The organism is Bacillota bacterium (assembly GCA_012837335.1).
Taxonomy (GTDB): Bacteria; Bacillota; Limnochordia; order Darwinibacteriales; family DTU012; genus DTU012.
In genome coordinates this window covers 20719-37825 of the sequence record DURM01000014.1, presented here as the reverse complement: position 1 = coordinate 37825, position 17107 = coordinate 20719, and the positions used below count along the sequence as shown (strand labels likewise).

Here is a 17107-nt window from a genome sequence, read left to right as displayed (position 1 = left end):
GACAAAATGTATCTTACATTAATTGACGCAGAAGTAGAAGCAGATACATATTTCCCTGAATTTAATGAGCAGGAATGGGAAGCAGTTGATGAAGAGCTTGGGATTATCGATGAGCGCAATCTTCTCGCTCATCGTTTTGTGACTTACAAACGGCGAAAATAACCATAGTCAATTAATCGTCTGTCTGCAGATGCGGGCAGACGATTTTTTGTGCCGGCGGATAAACTTGATGGTTAAGGGGAAAGATATGAGTTGGAAACAGTGCTGGTAGCAGAACCGGGAAGTTGTTTGACATTCCCTGACTTTGAAAAAATGAGCAGTGCCGCGAAATTTAAAGGCAGCTTACACCAAAGGTCAATAAAGGTCAAATTCAGCCGAAATGTGTCTTTGACTTTCCCTGACGTTTAATTTAAATTATAAGTGAGCAAAATAATTGGAGGTGGAAATTAATGTATTATCTCAGACCACTGCGCAGGGGAAGAATGCGGCCAAGATTTGCTGATGACTTTTTCCGTGATTTTTGGAACTGGCCGATGAGCAGCTATGGATTTAAGGTAGATATCAAGGAAGATCAGGATCACTATCTGCTTCAAGCTGAACTTCCGGGTATGAACAAGGACAACATCAGTTTAGAACTCGATGGAGATTACTTAACTATTGGCGTTAAAAGCGATGAGAGTTTTAGTCAAGAAGAGGAAAACAGATACATCCGGCGCGAGCGGCGGATGGTCAGCTGCGAGCGGCAGTTTTTCGTCGGGGATGTTAAACCGGAAGATATTCAAGCCCAATACCGCAATGGAGTGCTTGAAGTAAAAATCCCGAAAACCGACCAGACTGACAGCAGCAGGCGGATTATTGATATTCAGTAAAGGGTGGCAGAAACAGCCACCCTTTTTTACATCCAGCTGTTCAGCGGTATTTTGCTATCAGTTGGTCAAACTGTTCTTTAGTGAGAGCTGGCGGGGTTTCAGTCAGCGGCTGATCCTGAACACCGGCAATCTCATTGTGGAAAAGCTGCCTTGCTTCCCGGTAGATAATTCCCGTCAGGACACCATCCGCTTCCATGACTTTGGCCAGCGCCTGAAGTCGATCGGTGGGCTGGTAATCCTGCTCGTCTAGGTTGATAATCCGCTCACGGAACCAGTCGAAGGTGTTGATTTTATTGAAAGTGACACAGGGGCTGAAAATATTTACATGGCTGAAACCTTGGTGCTGAATCGCGGCTTTGATGATCTCAGTCAGCTGTTTGACATCACCGGAAAAACCTTGGGCGACAAAGGACGCCCCGGCGGTTAAGGATATTTCCAAAGGCCGCAGATGCATTTCAGCCGAGCCTTTGGGAGTGGTCTTGGAAACGAATCCTTTGCGGCTGGTTGGTGAATACTGTCCCGTTGTCAAGCTGTAGATGTGGTTATCCATTACCAGGTAGGTGATGTTGATATTGCGGCGGGCGGCATGGATAAAATGATTGAGGCCGATGCCGTAGCCATCCCCATCGCCTCCGGCGGCTATTACGGTTAAATTGGGATTGGAGATTTGGATTCCAGCAGCTACCGGTATGGAGCGTCCATGGAGCGAATGGAACCCATAGCTGTTAAAGTGCTGGCTGATTTTTCCCGAACACCCGATTCCCGATACCACAACAATTGATTCCGGGGGCAGCCCCAGCTGATGCGCAGCCTGCTGCAGACAGCCCAGCACTGCAAAGTGGCCGCAGCCCGGACACCAAGTTGGTCTTGGACCTCGATAATCTGTTAATTTGTAGCTCATTGCAACACCTCATTTGCTTTGGCAACAAGTTCACTGACAGTGATGGGATTGCCGTCGTAACGTGTGTGGGGCACATATTTGTCGTGGAAGCCTACCTCCTGCTGCAGCAGGGCTCTCAGCTGTCCGGTATAGTTGTTGTCAATTACGATAACTTGCTTGGCTTGTTCAATTCGCTGCCGCACCGCTTGGATCGGAAACGGCTTGAGAATCCGCAGATGGAGATGGGCTGTACTCACTCCGGATTGTTCCAGCTTATTTTTTGCTTCAGAGATCTGGGCGTAAGTTGAACCGCATCCGACTATAAGCAGTTCGGGATTGTCGGGACCACAGTACTCGGCCCCCCACGTATCAGGTGAGAAACTGGAGAGTTTGCGAAATCGCTTCTGCATTTGAGTAACCCGGTTATAGGGATCCTCGGCCTCTTCTTTGCCCTGCTCGTCATGCTCATTAGAAAGGGCTGTGTAAAGTCCGTTCGGTTGGCCGGGGATTGAGCGAGGCGAAATGCCTGAATCAGTAAGAACATAGCGCTTATATCCGCCGGGTTCAAGTTTGGTCAGCTCTTGGCTGCTGATGAAACCAGTCCGCTCAACCTTGATTTTGCTGAAATCAAATTCAGGAACAGACTGCTTGGACATGCCCAAAAACAGATCACTAGCAACTAGAACCACACATTGATACTTCTCAGCAAGATTAAAAGCTTCGACCAGATGGTAAAAGCAATCGCTGATCGTGGCAGGTACCAGTACTATTCTGGGAATTTCACCATGTGATCCATAGAGGATCTCATTGTAGTCAGACTGCTCGGTTTTTGTAGGCATGCCGGTGGCCGGTCCGGCGCGCTGCACATCCACAATTACTAAGGGAATCTCAGCAAGCCCGGCTAGGCCGATGGCTTCCTGCATCAGGGAAAATCCTGGTCCAGATGTGGAAGTCATAGCCCTCACTCCGGCGTAGTTGGCACCGATCGCCATCAGACAGGCTGCAATCTCATCTTCAGCTTGAACCGCTTTGCCTCCGTAATCTGGCAGATGGTTGATGAGCCAGTACATGATTTCAGTGGCAGGTGTGATGGGATAAGCAGCCAGGAATCGGCATCCACCTGCGAGTGCACCAAAGCCGGCGGCTTCGTTGCCGGAAATCAGCATCGGTGGATCTGATGCCCGCTTATCAGGCAGCTGAAAATGGCGGTTAGCACACTGGCTGAGATAATAATCGTAGCCCTGCTGAATCGCCGATTTATTCATGCTGACCACTTTTTCGCCTTTGCTGCCGAAGCGTGTTTCCACCAAATTGTAGAATACCTGGGGATCCAGCTTAAGGACTGCTGCTGTCACCCCGATTGCAGCCATGTTCTTGATAATAACATTACCCAGGTCCTGGGCAATCTTGCTCATAGGGATACCACAGCTTGCAACCTGATCCAAACCTTCGGGCTCGAACTTCGAATCATAAACGACCAGAGAGTTTTGGTGCAGCTCATCTTTGTTTTCATCAATAGTGCGCTGATCAAAGGCGATGAGGATATCGGTTTGGTCACCGTGATAGTGGACAGGCTGGTCTGCAACGCGAATTTTATAGTTGGTATGTCCACCTTTGATTAATGACATAAAGTGGCGGTAAGCAAAGGTGTAGTAACCCTCCTGATTAAGAACAGTACCTAGAATTTCACCGGTACTGTCAATTCCCTCGCCCTGCGCTCCGCCGACTTTCCAGGTCAACTCCTGCACGAATGTCACCTCCGGGACTGTTCTTTCTTGGTTTTATTTTCTGGTTGAGGGTGATCAAGCTGGGGATCAGCCGTAGCATCGTGCATGGGATGCATAAACGGTCCTCCGGCCGGTGTGGTCATTCTGTACTCGGCATTATTTTCCGCATCATTGATGTCAATGCGGTTATCGGTGGATTCATCACCGGCTAACTCCTCAACTGGATAATTAGGGTCAGAGCCTGCGCGCAGCTGCTTTTGGTTAGCAAAAGCGCTCGCTTTCTGCTGAAGTTTCTTTACTTTGTCCTTTCTCGGGTTTTGATCCATGTTAAGACCTCCCATTTCTACATTGACCGTTAATATATAGTGTCCCTAAGTTCAGCAAACTTAAACAAGCAAGTGAAAACAAAGTGAAGGCAGGAATTTAACTGCAGGTTAAGAAATGTTTACATGTTAGTAATAATACCAAGGAGGGGTTGCTGTGAGGAGGATAGCCTTCTTTAGTCTCATTTTGCTGTTGGTTTTGTCAAGTTCAGCTTTTAGTGGGACAGAGAATGTTGAGAGCCTAATTCTGGATTTGAAAAGTGCCGATCCTGAACTGCGCCGTACCAGTTTAGTTCAGTTAGGCGAGCTGGGTCCGGATGCATTGCCGGGAGCAGAGCTGATCGTGCAGGCTTTGAGTGATGAGGTTTATGAGGTAAGCTATGCTGCCAGCAATGCCTTGGAAAAAATTGGGTCAGGTGTTCTGCCCTATTTGGAGGCGTTGTTAGTTGAAGGCACAGGAACCGTAAGGGCTAGGCAGGCGGCAGCGCGGCTGATCGGCAGACTTGGCTCAAGTGAGCAGATTGCTGCGCTGATTGCCGCAATTGATGATGGGGCAGCTGAGGTGAGGATCCAGGCTTTAGGTTCTTTAGGACGGCTTGTGGATGAGGAAAATGCAGCTGAGATAATACCCGTACTCTGCCAGGTTGTAGCTGAGGATTTCAACAGCGGTGTAAGAAAAGCTGCGGTTGATCTATTAAACGAGATCGGAATCTTGTCCGAGGATGTTTTATCAGCGCTGGCAGTGGCCTTTGATGACCTGCAGCTAGAAGTAACTCTTGCCGCAAACCGCGCTTTAAGGAGAAACCAGGCCGCGATAATGGAACTGGCTCAAACCATGCTGAAGTCAGATCATCCTGAATACCAGTGGGCCGCGGCGGTTTTAATCGGGCGGGTTCCGCAGCAGATACCGGAAGCCCTGCCTGATTTGGTTGCGATTGTGGTGAATCCAGAGAATGGTATGAAGGCGCGCTGGGCGGCATTAGCTGTTACCGCTTCCCAGGCTCCAAATCTTAACCAGCTTAACAGTGACTCTGATGCAGAAGCGTTGTTCCAATGGCTTCAAACTCAAATATCTTCCGAGGAGCAAAATCTCATGGTATTTAAGGATGCTGCGAAACAGCTTATTAAGGAACGAATCGAAAGTCAGGGCCTGCCGACTTTGGAGCATCCCGGCGAATGGGAGCTGGTGTTTTTCGATGATTTCGATGGCGATCGTCTTGATATGACTAAGTGGAGCTACAATTATCCGTGGGGAACGGGGCATACTCATAATCACAGAGCCTATATGCTGCCGGAGAATGTGATTGTCAGTGATGGTATTCTGACCATTAAGGCCGAGAATGAGCGGCATCCCGATGCGCCTCTATTTGTGGAACATGATGGTGTCCAATATCTGGACTACACATCAGGAGTTATTACATCTCACGGCAAGTTTCATTTTACTTATGGCTATATCGAAGCGGCGATCAAAGTCCCCGGTACTCCAGGATTTTGGCCAGCGTTTTGGCTGTTGGGCGATGGTTGGCCTCCGGAAGTCGATATTATGGAAATTCTGACCCGCAATCCGCGGGAACTTCACATCAATTATCATTACGGGCCATCCTGGAATAACAAGTGGTCTCATTATCAGAAGTTTACAGTGGACGATTTATCCCAAGACTTTTTCGTGTATGGATTTGAGTGGACTCCCACTTATATGCGGTGGTACCTTAATGGCGAACAGATCGGCACTGCCTTTACCAATCAGGAGTGGATCGCTCAGTCGCGCAATTTGTATATTATCCTCAATCTTGCTGTTGGAGGGTGGGGCGGCGATCCTAATGAATCCACAGTTTGGCCTGGTTTGATGGAAGTTGACTGGGTGAGAGTTTGGCAGCGCAAATAGTTTTAAAACGACTTTCAGCAGCCCATCATGTAAATGGTGGGCTGCAGTGATTATCCGTGCATATCTTTGTTGATTTTCTCAAATTCATCCCGGATTTTTGGCTGGGCTATGCCGTTGTTCTCTTTGATATTTTTCGCGATATTTTTCAAATCGCGAATCAGGCGTTTATCGGTAGTAATATGCACTGTATATTCAGAGGGGATTTCTGATTGGATCATTTCATTAACCTCACGGCGGATCTGCTTAAGCCTCAGTCTTTGAAAACCGGACACTTTTAAGGCTACTGAAATGTGCTTGTCCAGCGCCACAGCGACCGCCTCGTCCACTGCCTGATGCTCCTTTACAAGCTGCTCTACCGCTGCTCCCAGCTCTAGATCTGCTGCCAGCGGGGGCTTGTCAGCTGCTGGGCCTGACTGCTTTGAACCTGATGCGCAGGCTGCAAGCAGCAGTGCAATCACGAACAGAAGTGCGATTCTGCAGGCAGATCTTGTCCATCCAAATTTCACAGCAGATAATACCTCCTTATCCTTTCGGTCTGAGTATAAGCGATGCTAAAAAGGCAAATACAATTGCCGAGGAAATACCGGCGCTGGTTACTTCAAAGATTCCGGTCACAATTCCAACCAATCCCGATTGCTTGGCTTCACTTAACGCACCTTGAACCAGCGAATTGCCGAAGCTGGTTATGGGAACGGAAGCACCGGCTCCTGCAAAGTCTATTAAAGGCTGATACAGTTCTAAGCCGGAAAGAATTGCGCCGGCAACAACTAGGATGGTTACAGTATGGGCAGGGGTGAATCTGCCGACATCAAGGAGCAGCTGGCCGATGACACATATCAGTCCGCCTACTACAAAAGCCCAAAAATAAATCTCCATAACCAGAATCACTCCTGTTCTGTGTATTCAATGGCAACGGCATGAGCTATGCAGGGAATACTTTCTTTTTGCTGATAGGACATGGGGGAAAGCAGCGCCCCAGTAGCAACAATCAGCACTTTTTTAAGTTCCCCTTTGCGCATGCGGTTGAGAATATGGCCATAGGTTACTGCTGCGGAGCAGGCTGTGCCGCTTGCCCCGGCAAACAGCATGGGCTGGTGTTCGTGATAAATCATCATGCCGCAGTCAGCATATTTTTCTTTAGGCATGTCGATATGATACTTCGGAAACAGTTCCAGCGTTAGTTCGTGGCCGTAGCGGCCTAAGTCACCGGTGGCAATCAGATCATATTCATCCGGAGAGATGTTGAGATCTTGGCAATGGGCGCTGATTGTATCGACAGCGGCAGGAGCCATAGCCGCGCCCATATTGAAAGGATCCTTTAGCCCCATGTCGATCACTTTGCCGATAGTAGCAGCGACAATCTGCGGTCCAGCTGCTGTCTGCCCAAGGATGGCAGCTCCAGCGCCGGTAACTGTCCACTGGGCGGTATCAGGCTTTTGTGACCCGTATTCAGTTGGATAGCGGTACTGCTTTTCGACAGCGGCGTAGTGGCTGGCGGTGCCGCAGAGCACATTACTGCCAAATCTGGTGTCGACAATAAGAGCTCCTAGGGCTAAGCTCTCCATCGATGTTGAGCAGGCTCCGAATAATCCCAGATAAGGAATGGCCAGCCCGCGGCTGGTAAAAGTGGAGCTGATAATCTGGTTGGATAGATCGCCTGCCAGCATAAATTCAATATCTTCCTGTCTTAAGTTTGCTTTCTTAATTGCCAGCTCACAGGCTTCTTCCAGGAGCTTCCGCTCTGCTTTTTCGAAGCTTTTTTCGCCGAAGAGCAGATCGTCATGGAGCAGATCAAAATCTTCCGCTAAAGGTCCGCGGGCTTCCCGGGGTCCGCCGACAGCAGCGGAAGCAAGGATGGTAGGCCGATTATCAAACAACCAAGTCTGCTTTCCGACTTTCACAGCTATGCACCTCCGATCATTACTGCAAGGGTGCGGATCAATGCTATAATAAAAGCAGAGAATACTCCGAACACGATAACAGAGCCGGCCAGTTTAAACATATTGCTGCCGACACCCAATACATAGCCTTCGGTGCGGTGCTCCAAAGCGGCAGATGCCATGGAATTGGCAAAGCCGGTTACCGGGATCGCAGTACCCGCGCCTGCCCACTGGGCAATATGGTCATAAACTCCGAGGCTGGTCAGCAGCACAGAAATGAATATTAGTGTAGCAGAGGTAGGGTTTCCGGCGCTTTTTTCCGTAAAGTTAAAAACATATATGTAGAAGTCGGTAATAGCTTGGCCGAGAACACAGATAAAGCCGCCAACCAAAAACGCCCGCACACAGTTGCGAAACACCGGCCGCTTAGGCTCTTTGGCCTGAACAAGCTGCTGGTACTCTTTTTCGGTAAGGACATTTTGCTGTTGATTCGACATGTTAACAACCTCCTCAACTTTTATCTTTTACTAGATTGATCCGAATTAAGCATGGCCTGTTGGGCAAACTGTTGGGAAAAAAATCCATTCTAAGGGGGAATGAGTATGACATTTCTTAAGCTGGCAGAAAAAAGGTATTCTGTGCGAGGTTATCAATCAAAACCGGTGGAGAAGGAAAAGCTTTTGCAGGTGCTGGAAGCAGCGCGCTTAGCTCCATCTGCTGTCAATTATCAGCCGTGGCATCTATTTGTGGTGTCTGATCAAGATCTGCTGGGCCGGCTGCAGCAGGCTTATCCTCGCAATTGGTTTGCACAGGCACCATTAGTTATTGTTGCCTGCGGCGATCATTCTCGCTCTTGGAAACGGGGTGATGGCAGAGATTACTGCGATGTGGATGTGGCAATTGCTGTCGATCATATGACGCTGGCTGCCGCAGATTTGGGTCTCGGCACCTGCTGGATCGGTGCTTTTGATGTAAACATGGTTCGGGAAGTCTTGGACCTACCTGAACACTTGGAACCGATTGCGATGCTTCCGGTGGGATATCCCGCAGCAGATTCTGCTCCAAAAAAGAAGCGGCGGGAGTTGGATGAGATGGTAACATGGATCAACAAGCAGGAATCAAAGTTTTGAATTCTGGCAGTAACGAAGAATGAAACAGTATGATATGAGGTGAGACAATGGGACCGGTAGTGGTAGATATAGAAACAGTTGGACGCTTTGATAGTCTCGGCACTTCGGTGCAGGAATACTTGATCGAGAGGGAAGAAAAACGGTTAGCAGCCAGTGGTGAAACAGGGGATGCCAGGGCTAATGTGGTGGAGTCGCTGCCTTTAAACCCTGCTGCTGGAACCATAGCAGCGATTGGACTGTACTTGATCAACGATCAGCGGTCATTAGTGCTGATTAATAACGAGGAAAATGAGGAAGCTTTTCCCACCGGGCACGTGGAGCTTGATCCGGAGACAGTAGTTTATTATGGTTCGGAAGCGCAAATCTTGAGATTGTTCTGGGCAAAGCTTCTGGAAAAAGCTGGTCCCGGCGGCAGATATGCGGCATATCCTGTGATAACGTTTAACGGCAGGTATTTCGATGGTCCATTCCTAATGCTCCGTTCAGCAGTTAATGGGATACAGCCCACTCGCAATCTTGTGGGCAGCCGCTATACTCTTAGTGAAAACTGCGATCTTTTAGAAGTGCTTACATTCATGGGAACTCTTTCCTGGCAGCATCGCTACAGCTTAGATTTTTGGTGCAGCCAGTTTGGAATTGAATCGCCCAAGCAGGATATGGACGGATCGATGGTAGGAGAGGTTTGGCGTTCGGGGGATTTTGAGCGGTTGGTCCGGTACAGTTTAAGCGATCTAAAAGCGACTGCGCAGCTTTACGAGGCAGTGCAGCCCTTAATCGAAGTCCAAAAGGGGTCCTGACCCCCAACTAGGGTCAGGACTTGGGAACAACTTCGTGGGGATCGATATAGTGTTTTTCCCCGCACATATTGCAGATCACTTCAATATCTTCCCCGCTTTCGATGTAGGACTGGATTTCCTCTTCGGTGAGGGACGACAAAATGCTCAGCAGCAATTCCTTAGAACAGCTGCAGCGGAATTGAATTGGCTCGATGCTGAGAACCTCCAGGTCAGCTTGGAATACTGCGCTGATTGATTCTGGCTCTTCTTGAAATACTTCACCAAAATTAGTTTGCGGTTGGAACAAGGAAGAGACTTTTACCGCATCGGTCAGCTTCTGCATCTGCTCCTCGCTGCCCCCGGGCATCAGCTGGGCGAACATTCCGCGGGAGAGAGTAATCTGGTCCTGATCATCAAAGATGAGGCTCAGATAAAACATAGATGTGGTCTGTTCGCTCTGCTCAAAGTAGTAGGAAAAGTCATCGACAATATTGCCGTAAGGCATCTTGGTCACACCCGTAAACATCTTGCCATAGCGGCCCAGATCCTTAATAACCTGAAGCCCGCCGCGATCACCAAAGAACTCAGGTAAAGTCATACCTTCGACCCTGCCAGGTTCAAGGTTGAGGAACGGCTGGCTGACAAAGCCTCTGACGCTGCCTTCCGCATCCGCTTCTGCCAAAACCTGATACTCCTGGTCAGTTGCAGCTACTCTCAGGCTGATGCGCTGGGTATCTTTCAGCGTACCGGAAATCAGGGAAGCAATAGTCAGGGTTTTAGCCAAAGCAGTTTTAGTCAGCTTAGATGTCTCTAAGGGATTGCAGCGCTCCTGCACCAGCATTGTATTATCTACAAAAATCACACGCACTTGCTTATCAAAAGCTAAGCAGCGGATTAGTTGGTCACTCACTTTCTTACACTCCTTCGCATATATTGCAGTATCCAATACTTTTATTGTGGGCTAATGGTCCAAAAGTGTCAAGTTGATTAGATATCTGCAGGTATTTTTATTATTACCTCGAATTTTACAGCTGTAATCCATTAAATATGAGGTGAGTATCTTGAATTCTATTGCCGGGAAGTACTGCCCTTACTGCCAGAAAGCCTTTACAGCTGAAGATACAGCATTAATCTGCAGTAAATGTAATACTCCCCATCACCACCAATGCTGGGTAGAAAACCAGGGATGCGCAGTTGTTGGCTGTGATGGAAGTTTTGTCGATGCTGAGAGTTATGACCCGGATTTCCATAAGAGCCCGCAGGAAACAGTTTTCCACAGCGATGAACCCAGCGGTCCTTCTTTATCAGGGGATACGAAATCATGCCCACACTGCGGCGAAACAATTCCGCAGGCAGCTGTATTCTGCGTGCACTGTAAAACAATGCTTCAAGATCCTAAGCTTGATTCTAATGGTAGGCTTGCTGTAATTGATACCATAGTTGATGGTCTGAAAACCGGATGGAACCTGTTGGGAGAAAATTTGGGATTTCTGCTTCTATTAGAGCTGGTTCTTTTAATCGCGCCTTTTGCAACAGCAGTGATTGCTGGATTGGTTTCTATGATCATTCCGCCTCTGAGTGTAGTATTTGGTCTTGCGGGTATTGTGCTGTCGATGATTGTGGCTGTAGGTGTACAGAAAATCTTTTTTAAACTATTTGATCGTCAGCAAGTTGATTTGTCAGATATTTTTTCAGCCACTGATCGGGTGCTGCCTTTCATCGGCGTTGGCTTTTTAGCGGCGCTTGGAACCATGCTTGGAGCTTTTCTTCTGGTGCTTCCCGGTTTTATCTTCGCTTTCTTTGTTTGGCTTGCACCTGTAGCTGTAGTAGACCGGCCGGTAGGAGCTGTTGAGGCGCTCAGCATCAGCATGAGGATTGTTCGAGACAACATTTTTCTGACGCTGGGTATGCTGTTAGTGGTTATGGTCCTTAATATGCTGGGAGCCTTGTTCTTTGGCTTGGGCGTTCTAATTACCGGACCAATCAGCTCTTTCTTTATAATCTACTGCTATCGTAAAATGCTTCATCAAAACATAAATAAGTAAGGTGTCAGTGCTGAGCAGTGTGCTGAAAACCTCCCGCGGGTAAACTGGGGGAGGTTTCTTGCGTTTATTATATAAATTATTAGTATCCATCCCGAGAGGGGAGAAGTTTCAATGAGGAACTCATATGTTTGGGCGAGGCGAAAACTAGAACAAGCGGAGAAAATTCTCAGCTTGAGCGCAGAGCGGGAATTGACAATGCAAGAACTCAATCTTGTTCTAGAGCTGCTTGAAGAGATCAAGAGGCATCATCCGGATTTGTTTCAAGGTGAAAATACCTACCTCTGGGAGGAGCTGGCCTTCGCTTACTATAATCTGCATCACATCGGCAGGGCTGAGCGCTGCTTGCGGGTGCTGGCTGAACTTATCCCTGATTCCAGTGAGCCGTTTATTAATCTCGGCGCATTTTTTCTGAACGAAGGATTGATCGATCGGGCGATAAATGCCTATTTAGAGGGGTTGGCTGTCAACCCCGACGATGAATATCTCTGTTTTAATCTGGCAAGTTTGTACGCCAGTATCGGTGCTTACCGGAAAGCTGATTCCGTGATGAACAAAGCGGTGTTAGCCAATCCAACCCGCGCGCTGACCCACATGCTCAAAGGTGATATCGCAGCGGAACGGGGACTCTTTGAGCTGGCTGCGCACAGTTATGAGCATGCGCTTGAACTGATGGAAGATGATTGCTGGATTGAGATGAGAAGGAACTGCTATTTTAAGCTTGCCGCTGCGCTGATGCATTTAGGCCACTATGAACGCTGTATTCTAACTATAGAGAAGCTGATCACTGTTTATTCTGACTGCTGCAGTGATGTCTATCTGATTTTAGTTAGATGCTACCAGAAACTGGGGAACCCAGACCTGACAAGATGGTATGCGAAAAAAGCGGAGCAGCAGTACAGGTTGGAAAACAGCTCGCTGCGAGAATAGATATTGTCATGAAGGTAAGGAGCGACGTTATGGAAAGAATTGATTTTAAGCAAATCCAATGGGTGCGGGGCGGAAAATGCGAGGCTCCATATATGCGGAAAGAGTTCACGGTCAAACAGTTTCAGAAAGCCGAGATAGCGATCTGCGGCTTGGGGCTCTTTCAGCTGTTTATCAATGGAAAGCGCGTATCTGATGATGTATTGGTCCCGGCCTGGTCCGATTATGAGGATCGGGGCAGACCCCGGCTTTTATGGCCTATTAACGACACCTTTACCCACCGAATTTACTACGTCCGGTATGATATCACTTCATACCTAGCTGAGGGAAAAAATGCTATTGGGATCGTTCTAGGTAATGGCATGTACAATCAAAGAGTGAAGACTCTGGAAGGTGACTTGTGGTATAACTATCCGAAGTTGATGTTTGCAATTGCTGTAGGTTCTGGTGCGGATACAGAATACATAACTTCTGACCAAAGTATCAAATGGAGGCAGAGCCATATTATTGAAAACAATATCTACATCGGCGAGGTCCATGATTTTACCCAAAAGCTTCTTGATTTCAGCCTCCCCGGGTTTGATGACACCGGCTGGGAGAGGGTAGATTTGGCGGAAACACCTAATGGAGAGTTTAATGAGCAGCGCTGTCCTACAGATAAAAGAATTCGCTCGCTCAAGCCGGTTTTGCTCCAAACTCGTTCTGATTCCAAGATCTATGACTGCGGCGAAAATACTGTCGGCTGGGCAAAACTGAAATATACGGGACCGGACGGCGGCAGGGTGAAAGTTGTCTACGCTGAAGAACTGGAATCTGATGGTTCTCTGTCCTTTGCAACCACCGGCGGAGAAGAGCAGATCCAGCAGGATCAGTTTATCAATGTGCCTGCTGGAAGTATCTGCGAGCCTGAATTTACCTGGCATGGTTACCGCTATTTCCAGGTGTACGGCGAGGCGGAGCCGGAGGAATGCGTTATTGTTCACACCGATCTTCCGGTAACCTCTACCTTTTCATCCGACAGCGATGTGCTGAACTGGCTCTATCAAGCAACCGTGAACACATTTTTGTGCAATGTTCACTTGGGAGTTCCTTCCGACTGTCCGCATCGGGAACGTTTGGGCTACACTGGTGACGGTCAGCTGTTCTGCGATACTGGGATGCTGCTTGCCGATAGCCGTTTGTTATATGAAAAGTGGATTCAGGATATTGCTGACGGTCAGGATCCGGATACTGGGCATGTGCAGCACACTGCTCCATTTGCCGGAGGAGGTGGCGGTCCGGGGGGATGGGGCTGTGCGATTGTTGAGGTGCCTTATCAATACTACCGCCATTATGGTGACAAGAGTATTTTAGAAAAGTATTATCCCAATATGCTTAAGTATATTGATTATCTGGAGCTGCGCAGTGAGAATGGTCTGGTGGTGGCGGAAGAACCGGGTGGATGGTGCTTGGGGGACTGGTGTACTCCTGACCCGATTGCCATACCTGAACCTTTTATCAACACTTATTTTTATGTCAAATCCATGGAGCAAATCAGATATATCAGCGAAGTGCTGGACAAACCATTCCCGTTCGAAAAACGGCTGGAGATGGTAAAACAGGCATTAATCGATCACTATTATGATCCAGATGAAAATAGTTTCTGCGGATCTATTCAGGGAGCGGATGTATTTGCTCTTGATCTAGGTTTAGGGAATCAGGAGTTATTAGAGAAAGTGGCTCAAAAATACTCCGAGGCTGAATGCTTTGATACCGGTATTTTCGGCACCGATGTTTTGATCAAGGTGCTGTTTGAAAACGGTTATGCCCAGACAGCATTTGATCTTTTAACATCAGAGAAATATCCATCATTCGGGCATATCAAAAATCAGGGCGCCACAACTTTGTGGGAATATTGGGATGGTCGTAAATCCCACAATCACCCGATGTTTGGAGCCTGCACAAAGTATCTTTTCTATGGACTTTTAGGAATTAAACAGAAGCCAAACAGCACCGGTTTTAAAGATGTGATTATTGCTCCTGTTTTAGTCAAAGGGCTTGAGAAGGTCAGCGGTGCAATCACCGCTGCTGCAGGAAAAATTGCAGTTGGATATGGGATTGAGGATGGCAGAGTTGAGTTTACACTCGAAATTGGCAGTGATATCCGGGCAGAGTTTAGGTTTAAAGATAAAACCTTCCCAGTCAAACCCGGAGTGAATACTTTTGACTTCGAACTAAGCAGCTGATTTTAACTGCATACAGCTGCTTGATTGCGGCCATCGGCTTTGGCTTGATAGAGAGCTCGATCAGCTCGCTCAAACAGCTGATCCATGCTTTCTTTGTAATCATATTCGGCGATGCCTAAGCTGATGGAGAGTGGACCGATACCCGGAAAGTCCGCGGCGTTAACTACGCTCTGGAGCCGATCAGCCAGCTTTTTCGCTTCGCATAAGGTTGTGTTGGGTGCGATAATCACAAATTCATCACCGCCGATGCGGGCCAAAAAGTCTGTGCCTCTCAAGTTTTCTATGAGCATTTCCGAGATCTGCTGCAGAGCAAAGTCACCGGTGATATGGCCGCGGGTATCGTTGATCTGCTTGAACTTATCTACATCCACAACAATCAGGGAAAGGGGAGTCTCGGTTTTGCTCGCCAGATCCATTTCTCTGGGGAGGATGCGCTTGAAGTAGGCTTTGGTTATGGCGCTGGTTAACGCATCATAGCGCACCATATACTCTAACTGATTCTGGACATAGCGCCGCAGCCAAATCAGAATAATCACTGCCAGCACTAGGGTAAAGAAGTTTAAGGCAAATATAAGCCGAAACTCATTTAAATGCTGTTTTGATAATCTCTGCACATGGATAACCGCATCATCGGCAGTAGTCCAGATCTGTTCGCTTACCAATAATAGTGTACTAGGGCTGCTATCGGCAGGGTTGTTCCGGTAGAGCAGTATCTGCAGTTTAATCTGCTCCCACTGGGCTGCCAATTCAGTCATAAATTCGGGGTAATCATCTAGGTGTTCGTTGATTAGTTGATCGATGCTTTGAACCAGCTCATCATTGGGCGCATCTGCTAATTCGAGTTTAATTAAGCGCTGAATCGATCCGCGGATAAGCCCTAAATTGTTGATAATATCTGCGTCTCGGTTCAATGAGTAAGTTAGCTGCCCGGAATGGAAGTCGCCGGCACCGATCAATATGATCAGCAGGGTTGTTATGATAAACATGGTTTTGGAATCAAGTCTTCTAATTTTAAACATATGCCACACCTCTAAAAATCTTGGAATCTATAATACTTAGAAACTAGGTTATATTCTTTGTCGGCGCTTAAGTATCCTTTATAACCCAGGTAATGTTTTAATTAATATTTTCGGAACAAATTGAGATTAATTCAACCACAGGTTTATTCAACCAGTGGTTGAGTTTTATGCCGGCAAAAGGCTTTTACTTAAACCAGCAATATCTGGATAACGACTGCACTTCACAGGATAATTAGACTAGCAAATACGTGCAGGGAGTGGTCACATGTATAACATTTATGGTTTTGGCAGGCGGATTGCTTCATTTCGGAAACTGGCGGGCTTAACCCAGGAGGAGCTGGCTGAACGCCTGAATATTACCGCTCAGGCTGTTTCCAAATGGGAAAATGAAATCTGCTTTCCGGAAATAACCATGCTTCCCCGGCTGGCGCAGGAACTGAATACCACGATTGAAAAGCTGTTCGGAGGCGGTATCGATCCAACAAAAGCGGAAGCATCAGCTATTCCTAAACAGAAAGGCCGGTTAAAACTGATCCATACCTATCAAGGTCTGCTGTGTTACTCGGATAAGGAAGTGGCTGTAACAAACGAGGATACGGTTGTTTTTAAAGATGGCAGCAGCGCAGATCTGCGGCGGCAGGAAATCATCAATAAAGGTTCAGGTGAGATCTGCTTTGATTTCGCCGATGAGTACGACGAGAATGATCAAGGGCAGACTGAGCTCAGCGAAGTATTCAGCGGGATCGCCTCGCTGCGCCTGGAAATCTCCAATGCCACTTTCCAGGTTCTGCGCTCGCCTGATACCTATACAAGGCTAAAAGCGGTAGGTTCAGCACCTTTCATTGGCGGTCTGCAGGTTTCTCAGAGCGGTTCGCTGCTTGCTGCAGTCCAAAAACAGCAAAACTATCACCGCGGTGAGAGAAACCGAATTGAGATCATGATTGGCCAAGACAGCGGTTCTGATTTAGAGCTGAGGATTGGCGGATCCGGCAGTGGTGAGGTGCAGGTACCTTTTAAGAATGGATTAGTGCAGATCGGCGGCTCAGGTGATGTCATACTCACTGATTTCGATGTCTTAAAGTGTCGAATCAGCGGCAGCGGCGATTTAAAAGCTGACAAGATTGGCGAAGCAGAGCTGGCTATCAGCGGTGCAGGGAATGTTGAACTGAATGAGGTTACAATAAGGTTCGAAGCTCATGTCAGCGGAGCCGGAGATATCAGTGTCAGCGGCGGCAATATTGATGAGTTCAAGGCTGAGATTTCCGGTGCGGGGGATATAAAGGCTCAAGGTTTAACAGCGCGAACCGCTGATATTACCTGCCATGGTGCCAGCGATGTAGTGTTAGGCAGAGTGATCGAGGGGTCTAAAGAAAAACACAGTCAGCACTCTTCAATCAAGATCCTGCAGAGAGGCTAGGAAAGGA

General features: G+C 47.8%; 18 protein-coding genes. 9 read left to right on the top strand and 9 right to left on the bottom strand.

The genetic code is table 11. The features are described 5' to 3' along the window. Positions 1-162: dihydrofolate reductase (locus GX019_02245; protein HHT35978.1), on the top strand; the 162-nt coding region annotated here is incomplete at its 5' end. Positions 163-449: 287 nt separating this feature from the next. Beyond that, positions 450-869, top strand: coding sequence for an Hsp20/alpha crystallin family protein (locus GX019_02240; GenBank protein ID HHT35977.1), 420 nt, complete (start codon positions 450-452; stop codon positions 867-869). A gap of 40 nt (positions 870-909) precedes the next feature. Here the strand turns inward: GX019_02240 and GX019_02235 are convergent, their stop codons facing one another. From GX019_02235 to GX019_02225, 3 genes are read right to left on the bottom strand one after another with little or no spacing between them, the layout of a single operon-like run. Continuing rightward, complete coding sequence (locus GX019_02235) at positions 910-1770, bottom strand: 2-oxoacid:ferredoxin oxidoreductase subunit beta (GenBank protein ID HHT35976.1); 861 nt, start codon at positions 1768-1770, stop codon at positions 910-912. Continuing rightward, entirely contained in the window at positions 1767-3497 is a 1731-nt protein-coding gene (locus GX019_02230) for a 2-oxoacid:acceptor oxidoreductase subunit alpha (GenBank protein ID HHT35975.1), read from the bottom strand. The genes GX019_02235 and GX019_02230 overlap by 4 nt, the downstream gene beginning before the upstream one ends. 5 nt (positions 3498-3502) lie before the next feature. After that, positions 3503-3802, bottom strand: a complete 300-nt coding sequence (locus tag GX019_02225) for a hypothetical protein (GenBank protein ID HHT35974.1) — start codon at positions 3800-3802, stop codon at positions 3503-3505. Between the two features lie 154 nt (positions 3803-3956). On the opposite strand from GX019_02225, the gene GX019_02220 reads away from it, so the two are divergent. After that, entirely contained in the window at positions 3957-5684 is a 1728-nt protein-coding gene (locus GX019_02220) for a family 16 glycosylhydrolase (protein ID HHT35973.1), read from the top strand. 50 nt (positions 5685-5734) lie between these two features. Here GX019_02220 and GX019_02215 read toward each other — a convergent pair whose 3' ends face one another. The 4 genes from GX019_02215 to spoVAC are packed head-to-tail and all read right to left on the bottom strand — an operon-like array spanning position 5735 to position 8061. Next, a complete protein-coding gene (locus GX019_02215; GenBank protein HHT35972.1) occupies positions 5735-6190 on the bottom strand; it encodes a hypothetical protein in 456 nt (151 codons plus the stop codon). Between the two features lie 16 nt (positions 6191-6206). Continuing rightward, on the bottom strand, positions 6207-6560 hold the full coding sequence (spoVAE, locus tag GX019_02210; GenBank protein HHT35971.1) for a stage V sporulation protein AE: 354 nt from the start codon (positions 6558-6560) through the stop codon (positions 6207-6209). Between the two features lie 8 nt (positions 6561-6568). Beyond that, on the bottom strand, positions 6569-7585 hold the full coding sequence (spoVAD, locus tag GX019_02205; protein ID HHT35970.1) for a stage V sporulation protein AD: 1017 nt from the start codon (positions 7583-7585) through the stop codon (positions 6569-6571). 2 nt (positions 7586-7587) lie between these two features. Further along, positions 7588-8061 (bottom strand): stage V sporulation protein AC, encoded by a 474-nt coding sequence (gene spoVAC / locus GX019_02200; protein HHT35969.1) that lies wholly within the window; start codon positions 8059-8061, stop codon positions 7588-7590. Between the two features lie 105 nt (positions 8062-8166). On the opposite strand from spoVAC, the gene GX019_02195 reads away from it, so the two are divergent. Together GX019_02195 and GX019_02190 are read left to right on the top strand one after the other, a co-directional pair. Next, positions 8167-8694 carry a nitroreductase gene (locus GX019_02195; protein HHT35968.1) on the top strand — a complete coding sequence of 176 codons (528 nt, stop codon included), beginning with the start codon at positions 8167-8169 and terminating at the stop codon, positions 8692-8694. A gap of 47 nt (positions 8695-8741) precedes the next feature. After that, entirely contained in the window at positions 8742-9491 is a 750-nt protein-coding gene (locus GX019_02190; protein ID HHT35967.1) for a 3'-5' exonuclease, read from the top strand. Positions 9492-9504: 13 nt separating this feature from the next. On the opposite strand, the gene GX019_02185 is transcribed toward GX019_02190, so the two are convergent. Beyond that, a complete protein-coding gene (locus GX019_02185; GenBank protein ID HHT35966.1) occupies positions 9505-10380 on the bottom strand; it encodes an Hsp33 family molecular chaperone HslO in 876 nt (291 codons plus the stop codon). A 142-nt stretch (positions 10381-10522) separates the two neighbouring features. Here GX019_02185 and GX019_02180 point away from each other — a divergent pair, with 142 nt between their 5' ends. The 3 genes from GX019_02180 (at position 10523) to GX019_02170 (ending at position 14664) form a co-directional block, all read left to right on the top strand. After that, positions 10523-11515, top strand: coding sequence for a hypothetical protein (locus GX019_02180; protein HHT35965.1), 993 nt, complete (start codon positions 10523-10525; stop codon positions 11513-11515). 111 nt (positions 11516-11626) lie between these two features. Beyond that, positions 11627-12442: a hypothetical protein gene (locus tag GX019_02175; protein ID HHT35964.1), complete on the top strand. Its 816-nt coding sequence runs from the start codon at positions 11627-11629 to the stop codon at positions 12440-12442. A gap of 29 nt (positions 12443-12471) precedes the next feature. Next, positions 12472-14664: a family 78 glycoside hydrolase catalytic domain gene (locus GX019_02170; GenBank protein ID HHT35963.1), complete on the top strand. Its 2193-nt coding sequence runs from the start codon at positions 12472-12474 to the stop codon at positions 14662-14664. Positions 14665-14666: 2 nt separating this feature from the next. On the opposite strand, the gene GX019_02165 is transcribed toward GX019_02170, so the two are convergent. Then, positions 14667-15683 (bottom strand): GGDEF domain-containing protein, encoded by a 1017-nt coding sequence (locus tag GX019_02165; GenBank protein HHT35962.1) that lies wholly within the window; start codon positions 15681-15683, stop codon positions 14667-14669. Positions 15684-15948: 265 nt separating this feature from the next. On the opposite strand from GX019_02165, the gene GX019_02160 reads away from it, so the two are divergent. Beyond that, on the top strand, positions 15949-17100 hold the full coding sequence (locus GX019_02160; GenBank protein HHT35961.1) for a helix-turn-helix domain-containing protein: 1152 nt from the start codon (positions 15949-15951) through the stop codon (positions 17098-17100). The last annotated feature ends 7 nt before the right edge of the window (positions 17101-17107 follow it).

Excerpts from the sequence above, each read along its gene's own strand:
- GX019_02240 (HHT35977.1), top strand. The coding sequence starts at position 450 with ATGTATTATCTCAGACCACTGCGCAGGGGAAGAATGCGGCCAAGATTT.
- GX019_02235 (HHT35976.1), bottom strand. The coding sequence starts at position 1,770 with ATGAGCTACAAATTAACAGATTATCGAGGTCCAAGACCAACTTGGTGT.
- GX019_02225 (HHT35974.1), bottom strand. The coding sequence starts at position 3,802 with ATGGATCAAAACCCGAGAAAGGACAAAGTAAAGAAACTTCAGCAGAAA.
- spoVAE (HHT35971.1), bottom strand. The coding sequence starts at position 6,560 with ATGGAGATTTATTTTTGGGCTTTTGTAGTAGGCGGACTGATATGTGTC.
- spoVAC (HHT35969.1), bottom strand. The coding sequence starts at position 8,061 with ATGTCGAATCAACAGCAAAATGTCCTTACCGAAAAAGAGTACCAGCAG.
- GX019_02195 (HHT35968.1), top strand. The coding sequence starts at position 8,167 with ATGACATTTCTTAAGCTGGCAGAAAAAAGGTATTCTGTGCGAGGTTAT.
- GX019_02190 (HHT35967.1), top strand. The coding sequence starts at position 8,742 with ATGGGACCGGTAGTGGTAGATATAGAAACAGTTGGACGCTTTGATAGT.
- GX019_02175 (HHT35964.1), top strand. The coding sequence starts at position 11,627 with ATGAGGAACTCATATGTTTGGGCGAGGCGAAAACTAGAACAAGCGGAG.
- GX019_02170 (HHT35963.1), top strand. The coding sequence starts at position 12,472 with ATGGAAAGAATTGATTTTAAGCAAATCCAATGGGTGCGGGGCGGAAAA.
- GX019_02165 (HHT35962.1), bottom strand. The coding sequence starts at position 15,683 with ATGTTTAAAATTAGAAGACTTGATTCCAAAACCATGTTTATCATAACA.
- GX019_02160 (HHT35961.1), top strand. The coding sequence starts at position 15,949 with ATGTATAACATTTATGGTTTTGGCAGGCGGATTGCTTCATTTCGGAAA.